This is a genomic window from Streptosporangium sp. G11 (assembly GCF_051192615.1).
Classification (GTDB): Bacteria; Actinomycetota; Actinomycetes; order Streptosporangiales; family Streptosporangiaceae; genus Streptosporangium.
This window is the reverse complement of record NZ_JBPJUQ010000003.1, coordinates 215,853-235,525: the sequence shown is the minus strand read 5'-3', so window position 1 is coordinate 235,525 and position 19,673 is coordinate 215,853. Positions and strand designations below refer to the sequence as shown.

General features: G+C 71.9%; 17 protein-coding genes. 8 read left to right on the top strand and 9 right to left on the bottom strand.

The window, feature by feature from the left end; genetic code table 11:
• Positions 1-38: 38 nt before the first annotated feature.
• A complete protein-coding gene (locus ACSDR0_RS04775; protein ID WP_435287488.1) occupies positions 39-959 on the top strand; it encodes an aldose 1-epimerase family protein in 921 nt (306 codons plus the stop codon).
• Between the two features lie 36 nt (positions 960-995).
• Here the strand turns inward: ACSDR0_RS04775 and rraA are convergent, their stop codons facing one another.
• Entirely contained in the window at positions 996-1,475 is a 480-nt protein-coding gene (gene rraA, locus ACSDR0_RS04770) for a ribonuclease E activity regulator RraA (RefSeq protein WP_435287487.1), read from the bottom strand.
• 107 nt (positions 1,476-1,582) lie between these two features.
• Here rraA and ACSDR0_RS04765 point away from each other — a divergent pair, with 107 nt between their 5' ends.
• Positions 1,583-4,123 (top strand): penicillin acylase family protein, encoded by a 2,541-nt coding sequence (locus ACSDR0_RS04765; protein ID WP_435287598.1) that lies wholly within the window; start codon positions 1,583-1,585, stop codon positions 4,121-4,123.
• Positions 4,124-4,286: 163 nt separating this feature from the next.
• On the opposite strand, the gene ACSDR0_RS04760 is transcribed toward ACSDR0_RS04765, so the two are convergent.
• The 4 genes from ACSDR0_RS04760 to mshB all read right to left on the bottom strand — a co-directional run bounded on the left by ACSDR0_RS04760 (position 4,287) and on the right by mshB (position 7,919).
• Complete coding sequence (locus tag ACSDR0_RS04760; protein ID WP_435287486.1) at positions 4,287-5,522, bottom strand: MBL fold metallo-hydrolase; 1,236 nt, start codon at positions 5,520-5,522, stop codon at positions 4,287-4,289.
• Between the two features lie 58 nt (positions 5,523-5,580).
• The gene (locus ACSDR0_RS04755) at positions 5,581-6,015 is read right to left on the bottom strand and encodes a hypothetical protein (RefSeq protein WP_435287485.1); all 435 of its coding nucleotides are present in this window, start codon (positions 6,013-6,015) and stop codon (positions 5,581-5,583) included.
• 63 nt (positions 6,016-6,078) lie between these two features.
• Complete coding sequence (locus ACSDR0_RS04750) at positions 6,079-6,843, bottom strand: DUF6113 family protein (RefSeq protein WP_435287484.1); 765 nt, start codon at positions 6,841-6,843, stop codon at positions 6,079-6,081.
• A gap of 5 nt (positions 6,844-6,848) precedes the next feature.
• Positions 6,849-7,919, bottom strand: a complete 1,071-nt coding sequence (mshB, locus tag ACSDR0_RS04745; protein WP_435287483.1) for an N-acetyl-1-D-myo-inositol-2-amino-2-deoxy-alpha-D-glucopyranoside deacetylase — start codon at positions 7,917-7,919, stop codon at positions 6,849-6,851.
• A 106-nt stretch (positions 7,920-8,025) separates the two neighbouring features.
• Here mshB and ACSDR0_RS04740 point away from each other — a divergent pair, with 106 nt between their 5' ends.
• Positions 8,026-10,086, top strand: coding sequence for a prolyl oligopeptidase family serine peptidase (locus tag ACSDR0_RS04740; protein ID WP_435287482.1), 2,061 nt, complete (start codon positions 8,026-8,028; stop codon positions 10,084-10,086).
• Positions 10,087-10,179: 93 nt separating this feature from the next.
• On the opposite strand, the gene ACSDR0_RS04735 is transcribed toward ACSDR0_RS04740, so the two are convergent.
• The gene (locus ACSDR0_RS04735) at positions 10,180-10,575 is read right to left on the bottom strand and encodes a hypothetical protein (RefSeq protein ID WP_435287481.1); all 396 of its coding nucleotides are present in this window, start codon (positions 10,573-10,575) and stop codon (positions 10,180-10,182) included.
• 391 nt (positions 10,576-10,966) lie between these two features.
• Here ACSDR0_RS04735 and ACSDR0_RS04730 point away from each other — a divergent pair, with 391 nt between their 5' ends.
• The 3 genes from ACSDR0_RS04730 (at position 10,967) to ACSDR0_RS04720 (ending at position 14,297) form a co-directional block, all read left to right on the top strand.
• On the top strand, positions 10,967-11,911 hold the full coding sequence (locus ACSDR0_RS04730) for an SGNH/GDSL hydrolase family protein (protein ID WP_435287480.1): 945 nt from the start codon (positions 10,967-10,969) through the stop codon (positions 11,909-11,911).
• A gap of 210 nt (positions 11,912-12,121) precedes the next feature.
• Positions 12,122-13,021, top strand: coding sequence for a helix-turn-helix domain-containing protein (locus tag ACSDR0_RS04725; protein ID WP_435287479.1), 900 nt, complete (start codon positions 12,122-12,124; stop codon positions 13,019-13,021).
• Positions 13,022-13,325: 304 nt separating this feature from the next.
• The gene (locus ACSDR0_RS04720; protein ID WP_435287478.1) at positions 13,326-14,297 is read left to right on the top strand and encodes a hypothetical protein; all 972 of its coding nucleotides are present in this window, start codon (positions 13,326-13,328) and stop codon (positions 14,295-14,297) included.
• Positions 14,298-14,361: 64 nt separating this feature from the next.
• On the opposite strand, the gene ACSDR0_RS04715 is transcribed toward ACSDR0_RS04720, so the two are convergent.
• Together ACSDR0_RS04715 and ACSDR0_RS04710 are read right to left on the bottom strand one after the other, a co-directional pair.
• Positions 14,362-16,107: an ABC transporter ATP-binding protein gene (locus ACSDR0_RS04715; protein WP_435287477.1), complete on the bottom strand. Its 1,746-nt coding sequence runs from the start codon at positions 16,105-16,107 to the stop codon at positions 14,362-14,364.
• A complete protein-coding gene (locus tag ACSDR0_RS04710) occupies positions 16,104-17,795 on the bottom strand; it encodes an ABC transporter ATP-binding protein (protein ID WP_435287476.1) in 1,692 nt (563 codons plus the stop codon). The genes ACSDR0_RS04715 and ACSDR0_RS04710 overlap by 4 nt, the downstream gene beginning before the upstream one ends.
• Positions 17,796-17,910: 115 nt before the next feature.
• On the opposite strand from ACSDR0_RS04710, the gene ACSDR0_RS04705 reads away from it, so the two are divergent.
• Positions 17,911-18,144, top strand: a complete 234-nt coding sequence (locus ACSDR0_RS04705; protein ID WP_329085846.1) for an RNA polymerase subunit sigma-70 — start codon at positions 17,911-17,913, stop codon at positions 18,142-18,144.
• A gap of 2 nt (positions 18,145-18,146) precedes the next feature.
• A complete protein-coding gene (locus ACSDR0_RS04700) occupies positions 18,147-18,707 on the top strand; it encodes a Clp protease N-terminal domain-containing protein (protein WP_435287475.1) in 561 nt (186 codons plus the stop codon).
• A 111-nt stretch (positions 18,708-18,818) separates the two neighbouring features.
• On the opposite strand, the gene ACSDR0_RS04695 is transcribed toward ACSDR0_RS04700, so the two are convergent.
• The gene (locus ACSDR0_RS04695; RefSeq protein ID WP_435287474.1) at positions 18,819-19,523 is read right to left on the bottom strand and encodes a formylglycine-generating enzyme family protein; all 705 of its coding nucleotides are present in this window, start codon (positions 19,521-19,523) and stop codon (positions 18,819-18,821) included.
• Positions 19,524-19,673 lie beyond the last annotated feature (150 nt).

Below are 19,673 nucleotides of genomic sequence, written 5' to 3'. Positions count from 1 at the left end.
TGAATGAGGAGTGGGGGGCATAGGTGTTGAATTGCCGGGTGACAAACATCGCGCCCACCGGGACCCAGCACACCATCGCGGACGGCGGTTTCCAGGCCGTCATCACCGAGCTCGGCGCCGGCCTCAGGAGCCTCACCCTGGACGGCCGCCCGCTCGTGCTCGACTTCCCCGAGGACCAGTCCCCGCTCGGCGGGGCGGGGCTGCCGCTGCTTCCCTGGCCGAACAGGATCGAGGACGGCCGCTACACCTTCGACGGCGAGGACCGGCAGCTCGCGCTGAGCGAGCCCAAGACCGGCAACGCGATCCACGGCTTCTCCCGGTCGTTCCCCTGGCGGCTCCTCTCCCACGACGACGCCTCGATCCGGCTGGGACTGCGGCTGTTCCCCCAGCTCGGCTACCCGCACGTCCTCGACCTCTCCATCCGGTACGCGCTGGACGCCTCCGGCCTGGAGATCGAGGTGAGCGCGGAGAACGTCGGCGCCACCGACGCGCCGTACGGCTTCGGAGCCCACCCCTACCTGTCCCTCGGCGCCCTCTGCCCCCTTGACGACGCTCTCCTGCGGCTTCCCGCCGCCGAGTGGATCGCGGTGAACGAGCGGAAGATCCCCACCGGCCGCCAGGACGTCGAGGGCACCGAGTACGACTTCAGGACCGCCCGCCCGATCGGCGCGACGGAGCTCGACACCGCCTTCACCGGCCTGGAGCGCGGCGCCGACGGCCGGGTGCGGGTCACGCTGACCGGCACGAACGGGACCGGCGGAGTCGAGCTGTGGGCGGGCGAGGGGATCGAGTGGCTCCAGCTCTACACCGGTGACACCCTGCCGGAGGGCCACCGCCGCCAGGGGCTGGCGGTGGAGCCGATGACCTGCCCGCCGAACGCCTTCCGTACCGGCGAGGACGTCATCCGGCTGGCCCCCGGCGACCGCGCCGTCCACCACTGGGGAATCGGCCCGATCTGACCGGGGCCCCGGACGTGAAACCCGCGAGAAGGTCCCTCAGGAGAGTTCGGCGGGGCTGGTGAGGATGCCGTCCTCGTCGCTGTAGAGCCAGGCGCCCGGGGTGAAGACGACCTCGCCGAAGGTGACGGGCACGTCGAGCTCGCCGGTGCCCTCCTTGGCGCTCTTGGCCGGGTTGGAGCCGAGGGCCTTGACCCCCAGGTTCAGACCGGCGAGGGCGGCCGTGTCGCGGACGACGCCGTTGACGACGAGGCCGGACCAGCCGTGCGAGACGGCTGAGGCGGCGATGAGGTCACCCACCAGGGCGGTGCGCAGGGATCCCCCGCCGTCCACCACCAGCACGCGGCCCTCGCCCGGGGTGGCCAGGACCCGCTTGACGAGAGCGTTGTCCTCCAGGCAGCGGACGGTCGCGATCCGCCCGGCGAAGGAGGGGCTCGGGCCGTAGGAGCGGAACTGGGTCAGGCAGCTCGCGACCGCCGCACCGTGGGCGTCGACCAGGTCGGCCGTGGAAAGTCTCATGCGTGCATCTTCACAATTACGCCAGCGCCGACACCACGGGGGTGGTGCCACACTTGCGGGAGCATGCCGCCTAGGAGGTTTTTGTGAGGTTCCGCCCGTATGCCTGGATGCCCCGCCCGTTCACGTGGCTGGCACGGGTGCTCACCGTTTTCCTGGTGCTCGGGCTGCCGCTCGCCGGAGCGGGCGTGTGGAGCGTGCGGGCGTCCTTCCCGCAGCTCGAAGGCGAGCTCAAACTGACCGGCTTAAAGGGAAAAGTCACCGTATATCGCGATAAGACGGGTATCCCGCATATCTACGCTGACTCCCCCGAGGACCTGTTCCTGGCCCAGGGCTACGTCCACGCCCAGGACCGCTTCTTCGAGATGGACTTCCGCCGCCACGTGACCGCCGGGCGGCTGTCGGAGATGTTCGGTTCGGCGACGCTGACCGAGGACAGGGTCATCCGGACCATGGGCTGGCGGAAGGTGGCCGAGAAGGAGCTGTCCCTGCTCGACGGGCAGACCCGGCGCTACCTGGACGCCTACGCCGGCGGGGTGAACGCCTGGATGAAGCGGAGCGACGGCTTCGCCGACAGGAGCCTGGAGTACGTGCTCCTGCGGGCGACCAGCCCGGACTACAAGCCCGAGCCGTGGACGCCCGCGGACTCGGTGGCCTGGCTCAAGGCCATGGCCTGGGACCTGCGCTCCAACATGGCCGACGAGATCGGCCGGGCGCTCGCGGCGAGCAAGCTGCCGCGCGGCCGGGTGGAGCAGCTCTGGCCCGGCTACCCGTACGACACCCACCAGCCGATCGTCACCCGGGGCTCGGTCGGCGAGCGCGGGTTCGACCAGGGCCAGGAGCCCAAGAAGGTCGACACGGAGCAGTCCGGGGTGGCTCCGGACACCGGGGCGCTGACCCGGGCGGCCGAGGCCATGCGCGCGGTGCCGAGCCTGATGGGCGACCCGGCGGGCGGCAGCGGCATCGGCTCGAACTCCTGGGTGGTCGGCGGCGCGCACACCGCGTCGGGCAAACCGCTGCTCTCCAACGACCCCCACCTGGGGCCCGGCATGCCCTCGGTCTGGTACCAGGCGGGGCTGCACTGCCGCGTCAAGAGCCCCCAGTGCCCGTTCGACGTCACCGGGTTCACCTTCTCCGGCGTGCCCGGCGTGGTCATCGGCCGCAACGACAAGATCGCCTGGGGCTTCACCAACCTGGGCCCGGACGTCGCCGACCTCTATCTGGAGCGGATCAAGGATGATTCGTACCTGTCCATGGGCGAGTGGAAGCCGCTGACCACCAGGACCGAGACGATCAAGGTGGCCGGAGGCGCCGACGTACGGCTCAAGGTGCGCGACACCATTCACGGGCCGATCATCTCCGATGTCATGGAGAACGCGAAGAACACGTTGCCGGGCATGGGCGCGGTCCTCGAGGAGAAGGCCGACGCGGTCGCGCTCAAGTGGACGGCGCTGGAACCCGGCAGGACCGCCGATGCGATCTTCGCGCTGAACACCGCGCAGGACTGGCAGCAGTTCAGGGTGGCGGCCAGCCGGTTCGAGGTGCCCGCGCAGAACCTGGTCTACGCCGACACCGCGGGCAACATCGGCTACCAGGCCCCTGGGCGGATCCCGGTGCGCACCCGCGGCGACGGCACCTGGCCGGTGCCCGGCTGGACCGGCGAGTACGCCTGGCAGTCGACGATCCCCTTCAACGAGCTGCCCAGCGTCTACAACCCGCCGGAGGGCTACATCGTGACCGCCAACAACGCGGTCATCGACCCCGGCCGCTACCCGTACACCCTCACCAAGGACTGGGCGTACGGATACCGCTCCCAGCGCATCCTGGAGCGCCTCCGCGAGGCGGTGAAGGACGGCGGCAAGGTGGACGCGACGGCGATGAGTGCGTTGCAGCAGGACAGCGACAACGGCTTCGCCCGGTTCCTGGTGCCCAAGCTGCTGGACGTCGAGATGGCCGGGCCCGCCAGGGAGGCTCGCGAACTGCTGCGGAAGTGGGACCACGCGCAGGGCGCGGAGTCGGGTCCCGCGATGTACTTCAACGCCGTCTGGCGGCACCTGCTCATCGAGACCTTCAACGACGATCTCCCCGAGGGCGCCCGGCCCCAGGGCGGCGACCGCTGGTTCGAGGTCGTCCGGGTCATGCTCGACAAGCCGGACGAGGCATTCTGGAACGACACGGCCACCCCGCGCGCCGAGACCCGCGACGACATGCTGCGGCGGGCGATGGCCAGGGCCTACGACGAGCTGAACGGCCTGCTGGGCCCGGACGCCAAGGACTGGCGCTGGGGTGACCTGCACTCCCTGGAGCTCGTCCACCAGACCTTCGGCACCTCGGGGATCGGCCCGATCGAGTGGCTGTTCAACCGGGGCCCGTTCCCGGTGGCCGGCAGCGACGACGCGGTCAACGCCGCCGGGTGGGACGTGCAGGACGATTACACGGTGAGCTGGCTGCCGTCCATGCGGATGGTGGTGGACCTGGCGAACCTGGACAAGTCCCGGTGGATCAACCTGACCGGCGCCTCCGGCCACGCGTTCCACGACAACTACTGGGACCAGGCGCCGCTGTGGGCGCGCGGCGAGACCGTCCCCATGCTCGCCCGCCGGGGCTCCATCGAGAAGGCGGCCACCCACACCCTGACGCTCAGCCCCTGAGCGCCGGGGCGCCCTGGGCTTACTTGGGGCCGCTTGCCGCTTGAGGCCGCTTACGGGCCGTTTGAGACGTTCCGGGCCACGATGCTCGCCTCGCGGCCCGGAACGTCTCAAACGGCACCGGGGCCCAGGGCGCAGGGCACCGAAGCGTCAAGGCCTCAGGACTTCAGGAGGTCAGGACGCGGGACTCGCCGACGGCGAGGTCCCACAGGTCGGCGCGGTCCCGTCCGGCCTCCGCCCAAGCCACCCTGGCCTCCTCCACCGGCGCGAGGAGCGACTCGCCGGACATGACGAACGTGCCCCAGTGCATGGTCGCCATCCGGCGGGCCCCCACGTCCTGGCACGCCCGCACGGCCTGCGCGGGATCGACGTGCGCGGCCTTCATGAACCAGCGGGGCTCGAACGCCCCCACCGGCATCAGGGCCAGGTCGATGCCCCCCGGGTAGCGGGCCCCGATCTGGGCGAAGCGCTCGCCGTACGCGGTGTCCCCGGCGAAGTAGATCGTCTGGTCGTCGGAGGCGATCACCCAGCCGCCCCAGAGGGTCTTGCAGGTGTCCCAGATCGACCGGCGGCTCCAGTGGTGGGCGGGGACGAAGTCGAAGCGGACGCCGCCGACCCAGGTGCTCTCCCACCAGTCGAGCTCGGTGACGTCGCGGAACCCGCGCCTGGTGAACCAGGACCTGAGCCCCGCCGGTACGAGGACGGGCGTGCCGCGCGGCAGCCGCCGCACGGTCCGCGCGTCCAGGTGGTCGTAGTGGTTGTGGCTGATCACCACGGCGTCGATCCGGGGCAGGTCGGCCCACGCGACACCGGGCGGGGTGAGCCGGGGCCGATGGATACCGACGATCTTCCTCGCCCAGACCGGGTCCGTGAGGATGGTCAGCCCGCCGATCTGCACCACGTACGTCGCGTGTCCCACCCAGGTGACGACCGCGTCGGTCCCCGTCACCCGGGGCAGCCCGTCCCGGTGGACCGGGATGCGGTCCGCGTCCCCGACACCGGGCCGGAACGTGCCGTGCCAGGCGACCGCCAGCAGCTCCTGGAACGTCGGGAGCGGCGAGGTCAGCCGGTCCCTGAAGCCCCCCGGCCACGACCGCCTCGGCAGGGGCGCCGGCCGCGGTGCCCGTCGTACGGGTGTCGTGGAGCGTGCGGGAAACTCCGTTCCCGCGAAGGGGGAGGGGGGCGCGGGAGGGCGGGACGCCGCCTCGGCGACGGCCGCCCGCCGCTCGGCGGGGCGGTCCCTCACCGCCCGGCCGGCGGTCCGTCCCAACTGCCTGAGCGCGCGCGCCGGTCGGGTGGCGAAGCGGGCCGACCACCCGGAACGCCGCGGGGGCTCTTCGACGAGGCCGCCGGGTTCCACGGGCATCTGGGAGGCGATTTGCGGGTGGGACGTCTGCGACATGGGCGGCCCCCTTCTGTCATCGTCAGCTCACCCCTTGTAGATCCCCTCCCAGAGAGATTCATTCCTTTTGTGGGGATCTAGTGTGAAGCCACCAGGGTGACCTGCGGGCATAGTTGCCGTCCTCCAGGTTCGCCAGCCGCTCGAAGAGGTTCCACGAGGCCTGGTTGCCGCAGATCACCATGGAGACGACCACCGCGACGACGTAGAGGGGGAGCATCGGCAGGCCCACGCAGCACATGTACTGGGAGGCGTGCCGGGCCTCGTGCCTGAGCAGGGCACCGGTGAGGAAGCCCTCCTCGTGCTTGGTCAGCACCACGTTGCCCACGGTGAAGGCCGAGGCGATCGGGAACCGGAAGCGGTAGCCGTACGCCAGGATCAGCCCACCGGGCCCGGCGGTCACCCGGGCGCGGCCGAGGCGTGCCAGGAGCAGCCCCAGCGGTGTGGACAGGTTGAGGTAGTTGAGCGTCCGCCGTACCCGATACAACCGCCGCATACCGGGATTGTGCGTCATCCGGGTGACCGGCGACAGTGGCTTTCGGAGTGCCGGGCCAGGTCGTCAGGGAGCACCCTGGCCAGGTGGTACGGGTGGGGCCTGCGAGTCGGGCGGGACCCGGCCCGGCGAGACCTGATCCGGCCGGGTCTGATCCGGCCGGACCTGCCCGGCCTGGGCGGCCTGAGCCTGGGCGGGCGGGGGCTGCGGGCCGGGCGACGCGGGCGGGAGCTGCGAACCGGACGGGACGGGCGGGAGCTGCGAACCGGACGGGACGGGCGGGGACTGGGAGCCGGACGGGACCGGCGGGAGCTGCGAACCGGACGGGACGGGCGGGAGCTGCGAACCGGACGGGACGGGCGGGGACTGGAAACCGGGCGACACCGGCGAGGACTCCGGGCCCGAGCGGTACCCGTGCGGGGTGAGCAGCCACGACCCGCCCGCGGCGGCCGACGGCGAGAGCAGGATCCCCACCGTGACCACCGCCAGACCCCCGTAGAGGTAGAGGTAACCGGACAGGTCGTTGGCGATGACCAGGTCGCCCTCCGGCCGTCCGGAGATCCAGATCACGGTGACCAGCGCCCAGCCCGCCGCGAACGCCAGGGCCGCCGGCTTGCCTCGCGTCACCCGGCCCACCCCGTAGGTGATCGCGAACAGCAGGGCGACACAGCCGACGGCGGAGACCGGGACGGGCCTGATGTACCAGGAGTGCTGGAACCCGCCGAGGACGCCGATCAGGAGCCCGAGCACGAAGAGCACGGCGTTGGCCGCCACGGTGACAACCGTCTCCGAGGGTTCGCGCACAGCTGGGACCTGCTCCATCACAAGCATCGAGGCTAGTGGATCCCGGCGAAGAGGTCGTCCTCGCGGTCGTACGGCTCGCCGAGCCCTCCCACTTCGACCGGCGCTCCGGGGCCCGCCGGACCCGGCACGCCGGAGCGGAGGATGAAGTGCTCGACCCCGAGCACCTCCTGGCCGACGTTGTTGGACAGGGCGAACCAGGGCGGGTTCACGCTGATCTGGGTGGCGTGCGCCCGCATCGCCTCGATCTTCCTGCCGACGTGCGCGCGGGCGTCGATCTCGGTGCTGACGTCCTTGTCCGCGCAGCCGAACGGCATGTCGTCGACCGACTCGACGAGGAAGGGCGCGCCGCCCTCGCGCATCGCCTCCTCGGTCCTGTACAGCACGGATCTTGGGATGGCGGTGTGGTAGAACTTGGCGACCCGCCACGGCCCGTCCTCACCGGGCGCTTTCCCACGCGCTTCCCCACGCTTCTCAGCGGACGCCTCTCCGGCCGCCTCCCCTGCCGCTTCTCCGCGCCCCGCACCGGACGCCTCATCGGCCGCTTGCCCGTGCTTCTCGCCGGACGCCTCATCGGCCGCTTCCTCGTGCGCCTCACCCGGCGGCGCGAACTCCGGGTCGGCGGCCAGCTCGACGGCCCGCCAGGCGACGCGGTGGGCCTGGATGTGGTCGGGGTGGCCGTAGAAACCGTTCTCGTCGTAGGTGACGAGCACCTGGGGCCGCACCTCGCGGATGATCCTCGCGAGCTCGCCCGCCGCCTCGTCCAGGTCGGCCTGCCAGAAGGCGTCCTTCCTGTGGTTGGAGGCGACGCCCATCATGCCGGAGTCCCTCCAGCGGCCGGGGCCGCCCAGGAACCGGTGATCGGTGACGCCGAGCGCCGCGCAGGCCGCGGCGAGCTCCCCGATGCGATGCTCGCCCAGGGTGTCGTCGCGATCGGCGGCCAGGTGAGCCAGCTCCGGGGGGATGACCTCACCCTCCTCCCCCAGGGTGCAGGTCACCAGCGTGACGTGCGCGCCCTCGGCGGCGTACCTGGCCATGGTGGCTCCGCTGCCGATCGTCTCGTCGTCCGGATGGGCGTGCACGAGCATCAGGCGCCGATCAGTCATGCGTCCGAGGGTACCGATGCCGGACATCAACCAGAACCTCCGGTTTCCCTGCCCGTCCTGGCCCGGAAAACAAGACACTCGATGCGGAACTGGCAAGATGGCTCGTATGAGTGAGAGCTTCCCTCGCCTGCACGCCAGAACCCGTCGATTCACCCTCGGAGTGCCGCGCGGCTTCACGATCGCCCCGGGCGGTGACCGCGTCGTCTTCCTCCGGACCAGGAGCGGCGTCGACCCGGTGACCTGCCTGTGGGAGTACGACGTCCTCAGCGGCACGGAACGGCTGGTCGTCGACCCGCGCGCCCTGGCGGTCGACGAGGAGGACCTGCCCCCCGAGGAGCGGGCGCGCCGCGAGCGGAGCCGGGAACAGGCCGGGGGCATCGTCGGATACAGCACCGACTCCGCGGTGACCGTCGCGGCGTTCGCGCTCTCCGGCGGCCTCTACGTCGTCGACCTGAAGACCAGGCACCTACGGCGGCTGAAGACCGCCGGGCCAGTGATCGACCCCCGGATGTCGCCCACCGGCGTCCACGTCGGCTACGTGACCGGTGGCGCGTTCCACATCCAGGACCTGGAGGACGAGGTCGACCACGCGCTGGCCCGCCCCGAGTCCCCGGAGGTGACCTACGGCCTGGCCGAGTTCATCGCCGCCGAGGAGATGAACCGCATGCGGGGCTACTGGTGGTCGCCGTCCGGCGACGCGATCCTGGTCGAGCGCGCCGACGAGTCGCCGGTGCAGCGGTGGCACATCGCCGACCCGACCAACCCGGCCCGTCCCGGCACCGAGCAGCGCTACCCCTCGGCGGGTACGGCCAACGCCGGGGTCGAGCTCTTCGTCCTGACCCTCGGCGGGACCCGCGTCGCCGTGCCCTTCGACGACGAATACCTGGTCAACGCCGCCTGGGACGCCCACGGCCTGTCGATCGTCACCATGACGCGCGACCAGCGGACCATGCGGCTGCTCGACGTCGACCCGGCCACCGGCACCTCCACGGTCGTGCGCGAGGACACCGACCCCGCCTGGGTCGACATCGTCATCGGCGTCCCCGGCCACCTGTCCGACGGCAGCCTCGTCTGGGCCGCCACCTCGGAGGGCGGCCACCGCCTGATCATCGGCGACTCCCCCGTCACGCCGCCCACCCTCCAGGTCCGCGAGATCCTCGACATCGACGGTGAGACCGTGCTCTTCCGGGCGAGCGGGGAGCCCACCGAGATCGCCGTATGGGCCTACCGGAGGGGCCAGATCACCCTTGTCAGCCCGGCCGAGGGCGGCGTCTACAGCGGCCACACCGCGAGCGGCACCCTCGTGATCACCGGCCAGACCCTCGACAGCGAGGGCTCGGTCACCCGTGTCCTGCACAACGGCACGCCCCGCGGCCACATCACCTCCCACGCCGAGCGCCCTGGCCTGGACCTGCGGGTCTCCCTGATCAAGGCGGGTGAGCGCGACCTGTCCACCGCCGTGCTCCTGCCCACCGGCCACGTGCCCGGCTCGGCGAAACTGCCGGTCCTCATGGACCCGTACGGCGGACCGCACGCCCAGCGCGTGCTGGCCGCGGCCGGAGCGCACCTGACCAGCCAGTGGTTCGCCGACCAGGGCTTCGCGGTGGTCGTGGCCGACGGCCGCGGCACCCCCGGCCGCGGTCCCGAGTTCGAGCGGGCCGTCCTGCACGACCTGGCCACCCCGGTCCTGGAGGACCAGGTCGACGCCCTGCACGGCGCCGCCGCGCGGTTCCCCGACGACCTGGACCTGTCACGGGTCGGCATCCGGGGCTGGTCGTTCGGCGGCTACCTCGCCGCCCTGGCCGTGCTCCGCCGCCCCGACGTGTTCCACGCGGCCATCGCCGGGGCTCCCGTGACCGACTGGCGCCTGTACGACACCTGCTACACCGAGCGCTACCTCGGCCAGCCGGACGAGGGCCACTACGACTCCTCGTCCCTGTTCGCCGACGCCGAGAAGCTGGACCGCCCCCTCCTGCTGATCCACGGCCTGGCCGACGACAACGTGGTCGCCGCGCACACCCTCCGCCTGTCCTCCGCCCTCCTGGCCGGAGGCCGCCCGCACAACGTGCTGCCGCTGTCGGGGGTCACCCACATGACCCCGCAGGAGACCGTGGCGGAGAACCTGCTGCTGCTCCAGGTCGACTTCCTGAGGAAGGCCCTGTCCTGAGCCGGTGATGAGCGGCCTGTCACCGTCACCGTCCCGGGCCGGTGACAGGCCGTCGGCCACCCTCATCGTCCCGAGCGGGTGATCGACGTCGCGTCAGCCGTTCTGGGCGGGGGGATAGGCGGCGTAGCCATGGGGGCCGCCGTACCCCTGCGGGGCGGTGTGGCCCTGCTGAAGGTGGTGGCCCTGGGGAACGGTGTAGCCCTGCTGGAGGTTGTGCCCCTGCGGGGCGGCGTAGCCCTGCTGCGGATTGTGGCCCTGCGGGGGGTAGTGCTGCGGATCCGGGGGCTGCTGGGGAGCCTGCGGAGGGCGACCGGTCCGGCGCTCGGCGGCCCCGCAGGCGGCGCCGGCGACCATCAACCCGATGCCGCCCAGCGCGAAGACCTGTGCCCGTTGCATGTTCTCCGGGTCCTCCTCGTTCATCGCCAGCATCAGGGCGACAAACAGCACCATGCAGCCAAAGGTGAGATAGAGGATGCGACCTATACCCATGGGGCGAGAGTGTAGCTTCCCCCGCCGAAGGACTTGAGAACGAAGAAAAGGTGCGGGATATCGGGGCACCACCGCGAGGGGCCTTCGATTGAACGCGGGACACGCCCTCCACACCCGGCGGGCACGGGGCAGGCCACGTTGAGTGCGTCTCCCCCCGGCCGTTACGGACGGCCCGCTATACCGGATCCATCTTCTGTCAAGGTTCCCGCGAGGCGGCGGCCCTAATATCGGTGCCGAAACCGTGCGCGAACGACCCGTGAAACCAGCGGCATTCCCTGTCCCCCGGACCGCGGACGCACCGGCACGAATTCACGGGCCGCAGGGGGTGCCACGAGGCGGGTATTCCTTGTCGCCGTGGCCCTCATCATCTCCACGGGAGGATTCACCAGTGATGATGGTCACTCGCACGAGAATCGTCGCGGGCCTTGCGGGCCTCGTCATGGCCGCCGGGACGACGGCGGGCACGGTGGCCCCCGCGGCCGCGAGGGCCACCGGTGTCACGCCGTCCTTCGACGTGGTGGCGTTGGGCGACTCCTACGGATCCGGCACGGGGGCCGGAGACTACGAGCCCGGCACCGAGCAGACCTGCTATCGCAGCCGCCACTCCTCCTCCGCGATCCTCGTCGAGGAGCTCCGGCGACGCGGCACGAATGTGAGATTCACCAACGTCACGTGCAGCGGCGCGACCATCCAGGATCTGCGGCAGACCTTCAAGGGAGAACCCCCGCAACTCGGCGCGCTCCGCCGGAACACCGATCTGGTGACGCTGAACATCGGCGGCAACGACATCGGCTTCGCCGGATACGGCAACACGTGCGTCCAGGCGGACTGCACGGGCGCGCCCACCACGGCGATCCTCGACCGCATACCCGCCCTGAAGCGGCCCCTGAGCGGCCTCCTCACCGAGATCAGGCGCCGCAGTCCCCGCGCCCAGATTGTCATGACCGGGTACGGCAGGGCGGTCACCCGTGGCCAGAACGCCACCGGCGTGCGACTCGACCCGATCTGCGACGCCGGTGTCCTCAGCGCCGAGGAGCGTCTGGCGGGAGCACGGGTCTCCAGCACGCTGGACGCCACCCTGTCCCGGACCGCACAGGCCGCCAGGGCACGCGGGGTCGACGTCCGGTTCGTCAGCCCGCACCGGAGTGCGGCCACCCTCCACCCCGAATTCGCCGGGCACTCGCTGTGCGAGTCCACCGCCCCCTTCTACCGGGGATTCGACGCCCTCGCCCCCGGCCAGGAGGGCGGGGTCGCGGTGCTGCACCTCAACCGGCAGGGCCACGCCGCCCTCGCCGCCCTCATCCAGCGCAAGGTCCCGATCCTCGCCGCCCTCTGACCCGCGTCCCGGATGACGCGCCTCCTGGGTAACCCGCATCCCGGAAAAGCCGGACGAAACACGACCGGCCATATCCGGCCCCGCGAGCGGTCCTGAGACGCGTACCACCGCTCGCGGGGAGGCGAGGTGGGGCCCGGGTGAGCCAGACCCCGCGGATCCCTACCCCGGCGGGGTGAGGCGCGGATCGCCGGCACTGCGCATACTCGACTCATGAACAAGCACGGGCAACTCGCCGACTTCCTGCAGACGCGCCGGGGCCAGCTTCGGCCCGAGGACGTCGGGCTGCGGACCTACGGCGAGCGGCGCCGGGTTCCGGGGCTTCGGCGGGAGGAGCTCGCGATGCTCGCGGGCATCAGCGCGCCCTACTACACCCGCCTGGAGCAGGGCCAGTCGCAGAACGCCTCGCGCGAGGTTCTCGACGCCATAGCCAACGCCCTGCGACTGGACGAGCCCGAGCGCGCCCATCTGCACGCCCTGGCCCGCGCACCGAGACGCGGTGGACCCTCGGGCCGGCCGCGTACCGAACGCGTCACCCCGGCGACCGGCGCCCTGCTGGCGGCCTTCGGGAGCACCCCCGCCATCGTGATCGGCCGCAGCAGCGACGTCCTGGCCTGGAACCGTGAGGGTCACGGGCTGTTCGCCGGCCATCTCGATCCCGACATCCCCGGCGTCCCGGGCCGGCGGCCGAACATGGCCAGGCTGGTGTTCCTGGACGCGCACACCCGTGACCTGTACACCGACTGGCCCGCCAAGGCCAGGGCCGTGGTGGGCAACCTGCGCCTGACGGCCGGGCGGCACCCGGACGATCCACTGCTGGCCGGGCTGATCGGTGAGCTGACCATGCGCAGCCCGGAGTTCGCCTCGATGTGGGCCGATCACCGGGTCCTGGCCTGCGATGTCGCCGACTACGAGATGCGCCACCCCCTGGTCGGGACGCTGACGGTCACCCAGCAGACGCTGCAGAGCCCGCAGGGAGACGGTCCGGCCCTGGTGGTGGCCACGGCCGATCCCGGTTCCCCCTCCGCGGCGGCCCTGACCCTGCTCTCCCACGTCACCGCGCCGCGGAAGGCGGCCCGGCCGCGCCACGGCGCCGAAACCCGCACCACCTGACCGCCGAAACCCGCACCCTCTGACCATCGAGACCCACGCCCCCTGGCCGCCGACCCGCACCACCTGACCGCCGAGATCCGCACCCCCTGGCCGCCGGACCCACATCACCTGATCTGAACCCCTCCGCCGGCCGAGGGCGCCGGGCGCGTACGTGTCCGCCGCGGTGTCCCGCCGCCGAATCACCCCTGTCGCCGACCGCTCCCACACCTGTGGCCGGCGGCACGATCGCGACCTCCCCCGAGGCATCCCCTTGACCACGGCGCCGCACCGCGGCCGCCGCATGCCGAAAAACAGTGAAGGAACCATGTCCAAGCGAAGCATCAAGATCACCGTGTCGGCCGCTCTGCTGGCCGCGGCCACCCTGGCGACGGCCGCACCGGCCAACGCGACGTCCCCCAAGGAACCGCTGACAGATGTGCGGATCGCCACCCACTTCGACCTGTCCGCGGGCCAGATGCCGGAGAACATCGCCCTGCTGCCCGACGGCACGGCGAACGTCACCTTCGCCGCCAGCCGCCAGGTGGCCCAGGTCACCCCCCTGGGCAAGACGCGCATCCTGGCGACGCTGCCCGCACCCGCCGACGGCGGGGTCAACACGCCGGTCCTCGGTTTCCCCCTGGCCACCGGTATCGTCCACACCTCGGACGGCACCGTCTACGTGCTGTACGCGACCGGCACGGCCGATCTGACGGGGCTGTGGCGGCTGCGCCCGGGGAAGGCCCCGCGGCGCATCGCCGCGCTGCCCGCGAGCGGCCTGCCCAACGGGCTGGCACTGGACGGGAAGGGCGAGCAGCTCTACGTCACCGACTCGGTGCTCGGCACCGTGTGGACCGTACCCGTCACCGGCGGCACACCCACCGCCTGGTCCACCGCTCCCGAACTCTCCTCGACCGGCTTCCTCGGAGCCAACGGCGCGAAAGTGCACGGCGGCGCGCTGTGGGTGAGCAACCTCGACCGGGGCACCCTGCTGCGCATTCCGATCCGTCCGGGAAACCGCGCGGGAACGCCGCGGGTCAAGGCGTCAGGCATGGTCGGCATCGACGACTTCGCCTTCACCGGCCGTGGCGACGAGGTCCTCGCCGCCCTCAACGGCCCCAACACGGTCGTGCGCGTCCGGCCCGGCGGCACCGGCACCACCGTGCTGGACGCCGGCGACGGGCTTCAGAACCCCACCTCCGTCGCGCTGCGCGGCAACGACGTGTACGTGCTCAGCGCCGCCTACACCACGGCCACCGACCCCAACCTGCTGCGCGCACGCCTGCGCAACCACCCGTAGGACCCGGCCGGACCTGCCGTGGTTCTCACCCGGATGTCCGGGCGAGAAGCATGGCAGGTCACTCTCACCTGGACGTGCCGTGCCAGCTGCTCCACAGGGCCGCGTAGGAGCCTCCCGCCGCGACCAGCTCGTCGTGGGAGCCGAGTTCGCTGATGCGGCCGTCTTCCACCACCGCGACGCGGTCGGCGTCGTGGGCCGTGTAGAGGCGGTGCGCGATGGCGATGACCGTACGGCCGTCGAGGACGGCGGCCAGCGAGCGCTCCAGGTGACGGGCGGCGCGGGGGTCGATCAGCGAGGTGGCCTCGTCGAGGACGAGGGTGTGCGGGTCGGCCAGGACCAGTCGGGCCAGGGCCAGCTGCTGCGCCTGGGCGGCGGGGATGGACTCGCCGCCGGAGCCGACGGCCGTGTCGAGCCCTTCGGGCAGGGCCTCGACCCACTCCCAGGCGTTGACGGCCTCCAGCACCTCGCGGACCCGCGCGTCGTCGGCGTCGGGCCGGGCGATCAGCACGTTGTCGCGTACGGTGCCCCGGAAGATGTGGTGCTCCTGGGTCACCAGGGCGACATGGCCGCGCAGGTCGTCGAGGGGGAGCTCGACCAGCGGGACCCCGCCGACCGCGACCGAGCCGGTGCGGGGGCCGTGGATGCCCGCCAGCAGGCGCCCCAGTGTGGACTTGCCCGCCCCGGACGGGCCGACCATGGCCAGCCTCTCGCCCGGCTTGACCGTCAGGTCGATGCCGTGCAGCACGTCGTGGCCCTCGCGGTAGGCGTAGCGGACGTCGTCGGCCTTCAGCTCGCTGCCCTCGGGGGCGCCCGAACCGGCCTCGCGGTCGTCGGGCACCTCGGCGACGCCCAGCAGGCGGGCCATGGAGGCGCCGCCGACCTGGAGCTCGTCGATCCACATGAGCAGCCGGTCGAGCGGGTCGATGAGCTGCTGGACGTACAGCGTGGCGGCGGTGACCTGCTCCAGCGAGACCCAGCCCCGGATGTAGAAGAAGCCGCCGATGACCAGCGTCGCCACGATCGGGATCACGTAGCCGAGCTCGACCGACGGGAACCAGACCGTGCGCAGCCGCAGCGTGTAACTCTCGGCCGCCCACGACTCGGCGATGTCGGCGTCGGTGCGACGGTGGCGCCGCCCCTGCAGGCCCAGGGCCTCCACGGCGCGGGCGCCGTTGACCGTCTCGGCCAGCCCGTCGGTCATGTCGGCGTACGCCGCGCTCTCGCGCAGGTAGCCGTCTCTGGCCCGCTTGAGATACCAGCGGGTGGAGATCCACAGGATGGGGACGGCCAGCAGCGAGGGCAGCGCGAGCAGCGGCCCGACCAGCAGCAGCGCGCCGACGCTGATCACGCAGGTGACCAGCGCGATCAGCGTCTCGGGCACGGCGTGCCGCACCGTGCGCGACAGCGAGTCGACGTCGCGCGAGGTCCGCGAGATCAGGTCGCCGGATCCGGCGCGCTCGACCGTGGACAGCGGCAGGCCGAGCACCCGCCCGACGAACTCCTCGCGCAGCTCGGCGAGGACCTTCTCCCCGAGCCTGGAGGAGGCGTAGACGGCGAACCTGACCAGCACCGCCTGGGCGACCACGAAGCCGCCGATGGCCAGCGACACCTGGGTGACGTCGGTCCCGGCGCCGTCGTGGACGCCCTGGACGAGACCGCCGAGCAGCCACGGCACCGCCAGGCCCGCGACGGCGGCCACGGCGTGCAGGAGCAGGGCCACGGTCAGGTCGCGGGGATACTTCAGGGTGAGCCTGCGTGCGTACGCCCGGACCTGCGCCTGGTCGGCGACAGGCAGGATCTGCCTGCTCATGACTCTTCCCCACGGGTGACGACGGCGGTGTAACCCGGGTGGGCGGCCAGCAGCTCCCGGTGCGTGCCCTGGGCGCGCACGACGCCTCCCTCGACGTAGATGACGTGGTCGGTGCGGTCGAGCACCAGCGGGCTGGTCGTGCAGACCAGCGTGGTCTTGCCGGCGCGGGCCTTGGCCAGCCGGTCGGCGATGCGCGCCTCGCTGTGGGCGTCGACCGCGCTGGTGGGCTCGATGAGGATCAGCACCTCCGGGTCGAGGGTCAGCGCCCTGGCGAGCCTGAGCCGCTGCTGCTGGCCGCCGGAGAACTCCCGGCCCGCCTCGGCGACGCGCCCGTCGAGACCGCCGGGCAGCGCCTCGACGATGTCCTCGGCGCACGCGGCCCGCAGCGCCTGGTCGAGCTCGTCGGCCGTGGCCCGGCCGGTGACGTCGAGCTCCTCCCTGAGCACCCCGGCGAACAGCTTGGCGTCGTTGTCGGCGACGAGGATCCGGCGGCGCACCTCGGAGATCGGCAGGCTCGCGAGCGCCACGTCGCCGAAGTCGACGTCGCCCTCGCTGTAGCGGCCGAGCCGGTCGGCGATGGTCGCGGCCTCCTCGGGGAGGGCCGCCGCGACGGCGGTGAGCATGCCGGGGCGCACGGCGACCCCGGAGGTCACGTCGCGCAGCAGGCCACCCTCCGAGCGGTCGGAGCCGCCCTCCACCTCCGGCTTCAGCGAGAGGATGCGCATCACCCTGCGGGCGGCGACGTGCCCCTTGGTCAGCTTGTCCGCGGCCTCGGTGAGGGTGCGCACGGGGGCGATCAGGAAGGCGGCGTAGCCGTAGAAGGCGACGAGCTGACCGGCGCTGATCTCGCCGCGCATCGCGAAGGTCGCGCCGAGCCAGGTCACCGCGGTGACCAGCAGCCCCGGCAGCAGGACCTGCGCGCCCTCCAGCATCGACTCGACGGAGGCCACCCGCACTCCCGCCCGCCGCACCCGCTGGGACTCCACGCCGTAGCGGTCGGCGAAGACCCGCTCGCCGCCGATGCCGCGCAGCACCCGCAGGCCGGCGACGATGTCGGCGGCGCGGGTGGAGAGGTCGCCCTGCAGGTCGCGGTGGGCGTTCTGGCGGCGGTGCAGCGGCTTGAGCAGGGGGGCGACGGCGACGGCCATGAGGGGCAGGCCCACCAGCACCGTCAGGCCGAGCGGCGGCGAGCTGCCTATCAGGATGACGGTCACGACGGCGATGGCGACGATCGCGCCGATGCCCCGGATCAGGATGTCGATCGCGTTGCCGATGTGGGCGATGTCGGAGTTGCCGACGCTGACGACCTCGCCGGTGGACATGCGCTTGGGCAGGGTCGCGCCCAGGCGGGTCGCCTGCCTGGCGGTGACCTGGACGGTCCGGTAGGCGGCGGCCAGCCAGTTGTAGACGGCCAGCCGGTGGCGCAGAACGCCCGTGACGGCCTGCGAGATCCCCAGCGCGAGCGCCACCCCGCCCCAGGTGGTCAGGGCCGGCATGTCCTTGGCCGTGATGGCGTCGATCCCCTTGCCCATGGCGTACGGCACGAGCGCCATCGCGAGCCACCACAGGATGGAGTAGACGATGCCGAGGAGCAGCGGGCCCCTTTGCATGCGGGCCACCCACCGCAGGTATCTGGCCGGGCTGCGGGCATCGGGAACGCCGGGGTCGGCGGTGGGTAAGGAGCGCATGTCCCTGCAAGGGTTACAAACTCCGGCCTGACCAGGCAAATCATTTTCGGCCCTCTCGGCGTGTCGTCGTCAATCAGAGTTGACAAAAGATGCGCGTCAACCTAAATTGACATACATGAGTGATACGGCGCAGCTGGCATCAGACGCCGGTAGCCGCGATCCGGCCGTGGGCCTGCGGGCCGTGCGGGCACTGCGGACGCTGGTCGACCGGCTGGAGGCCCTCCAGGTGGAGAACGCGCGGGAGCAGGGCTGGTCCTGGCAGGAGATCGCGCACTGCCTGGAAGTGACCCGGCAGGCGGTGCACAAGAAGTACGCGGGCGGCCGAGGTTTGCTGAGACGGGAGAGATAGCGATGTTCGAACGGTTCCACAGTGAGGCCCGCCAGGCGGTGACCCTCGCGCAGGAGAATGCCCGCAGGCTACGGCACGACATCATCGGCACCGAGCACATCCTGCTCGGCCTGCTCGACCAGCCGGAAAGCCTCGCGGCGCGGATACTGGGCCGTCACGGCCTCGACCACGACAGCGCCTACCGGTCGGTCGTCCGCCTCACCCCGCCGAAGCCGGGCGACGCCCTCGACGCCGAGGCGCTGGAGTCGATCGGCATCGACCTTTCGGCCATCAGGGAGAAGGTCGAGGCGGCCTTCGGGCCCGGCGCCCTGGACCGCAGGCCCGACGTCGAACGGCGGGGCCGCGTGCTCGGCGGCTTCCACATCCGCTTCAGCCCCCGGGCGAAGAAGACCCTGGAGCTGTCCCTGCGCGAGGCCCTCAGCCTCAAGCACAACTACATCGGCGACGGCCACATCCTGCTGGGCATCCTGCGCGAGGGCGAGGGGCTGGGCAGCAAGGTCCTGGCCGACGCGGGCCTCGACTTCACGAGCCTGCGGCAGGAGATCGTCACCGAGATGGGCTAGCCGTACCGAACCGAGAGGCCGGGTACGCGGCCGGCAAATGGGTGCCCCGGTCCGGGCGAGCCGGGGCACCGGCGCCACCAGGGCATCCGGCCCCGTCGCGTGTCTCCCCGCTCACCGCGATCGGGCGAGCCGGAATCCGAGGTCGTCGACGCGGAAGGTCGGGTGACTCTTGCGGCGGCACGACGCCCGGCATCCGCGGGGGAGGTCATACGCGCCTCCGCCGCGGAACACGCGGTACGGGCCGTAGACGCCGGGATCGTAGAGATCCCAGCACCACTCCCACACGTTGCCGATCATGTCGTGGAGGCCCCACGCGTTCGGCGCCCTGGTCGCGACGTCGTGCACCTCGCCGCCGGAGTTCCCGCCGTACCAGGCGATCTCGTCCAGCTCTCCGTAGCGGACGCCGGAGGTCCCGGCCCTGCACGCGTACTCCCACTCCGCCTCGGACGGGAGGCGATAGCCGCCGGCCTCCCAGTCGCAGACCACGTCCCGTCCGTCGCGGTCGTCGCCCATCGAGTAGCAGGGTTCGAGCCCCGCCGCCTCGGAGAGCAGGTTGCAGAACCGGACGGCCTCCCGCCAGGAGACCTCGGTCACCGGCGTCCGCGGCCCCGCCGGACTCCCGGGCACCTCGCCATCGCCTTCGCCCCGCACGGCGCGGTACAGCTCGCGGGTCACGGGATGCGACGCCAGCAGGAAGGCCCCCACCTCGACCTTCCAGGTCACCTTCGTGCCCTCGTCCCGCAGGAAGATCGTCCCGGCGGAGATCTCGATCATGCGCTCGGCGATCTCCTGGCGCGGCGTCGGTTCGGGACTCATCACGGGTTCTCTCCTGGGCGATCGGTTCGTGTCGACGACACGCGGACTCCGCATGTCGCCCCGGCAGAATCGAGGCCCGCGATCGGCTCGCGCCCGGCTCGGCCGGCACCGGACCGGCACATCGCGGACGACCGACGGTAACGGCCCGGC

Excerpts from the sequence above, each read along its gene's own strand:
- rraA (WP_435287487.1), bottom strand. The coding sequence starts at position 1,475 with ATGAGACTTTCCACGGCCGACCTGGTCGACGCCCACGGTGCGGCGGTC.
- ACSDR0_RS04765 (WP_435287598.1), top strand. The coding sequence starts at position 1,583 with ATGCCCCGCCCGTTCACGTGGCTGGCACGGGTGCTCACCGTTTTCCTG.
- ACSDR0_RS04760 (WP_435287486.1), bottom strand. The coding sequence starts at position 5,522 with ATGTCGCAGACGTCCCACCCGCAAATCGCCTCCCAGATGCCCGTGGAA.
- ACSDR0_RS04755 (WP_435287485.1), bottom strand. The coding sequence starts at position 6,015 with ATGCGGCGGTTGTATCGGGTACGGCGGACGCTCAACTACCTCAACCTG.
- ACSDR0_RS04750 (WP_435287484.1), bottom strand. The coding sequence starts at position 6,843 with ATGCTTGTGATGGAGCAGGTCCCAGCTGTGCGCGAACCCTCGGAGACG.
- mshB (WP_435287483.1), bottom strand. The coding sequence starts at position 7,919 with ATGACTGATCGGCGCCTGATGCTCGTGCACGCCCATCCGGACGACGAG.
- ACSDR0_RS04740 (WP_435287482.1), top strand. The coding sequence starts at position 8,026 with ATGAGTGAGAGCTTCCCTCGCCTGCACGCCAGAACCCGTCGATTCACC.
- ACSDR0_RS04735 (WP_435287481.1), bottom strand. The coding sequence starts at position 10,575 with ATGGGTATAGGTCGCATCCTCTATCTCACCTTTGGCTGCATGGTGCTG.
- ACSDR0_RS04730 (WP_435287480.1), top strand. The coding sequence starts at position 10,967 with ATGATGGTCACTCGCACGAGAATCGTCGCGGGCCTTGCGGGCCTCGTC.
- ACSDR0_RS04725 (WP_435287479.1), top strand. The coding sequence starts at position 12,122 with ATGAACAAGCACGGGCAACTCGCCGACTTCCTGCAGACGCGCCGGGGC.
- ACSDR0_RS04720 (WP_435287478.1), top strand. The coding sequence starts at position 13,326 with ATGTCCAAGCGAAGCATCAAGATCACCGTGTCGGCCGCTCTGCTGGCC.
- ACSDR0_RS04715 (WP_435287477.1), bottom strand. The coding sequence starts at position 16,107 with ATGAGCAGGCAGATCCTGCCTGTCGCCGACCAGGCGCAGGTCCGGGCG.
- ACSDR0_RS04710 (WP_435287476.1), bottom strand. The coding sequence starts at position 17,795 with ATGCGCTCCTTACCCACCGCCGACCCCGGCGTTCCCGATGCCCGCAGC.
- ACSDR0_RS04705 (WP_329085846.1), top strand. The coding sequence starts at position 17,911 with ATGAGTGATACGGCGCAGCTGGCATCAGACGCCGGTAGCCGCGATCCG.
- ACSDR0_RS04700 (WP_435287475.1), top strand. The coding sequence starts at position 18,147 with ATGTTCGAACGGTTCCACAGTGAGGCCCGCCAGGCGGTGACCCTCGCG.
- ACSDR0_RS04695 (WP_435287474.1), bottom strand. The coding sequence starts at position 19,523 with ATGAGTCCCGAACCGACGCCGCGCCAGGAGATCGCCGAGCGCATGATC.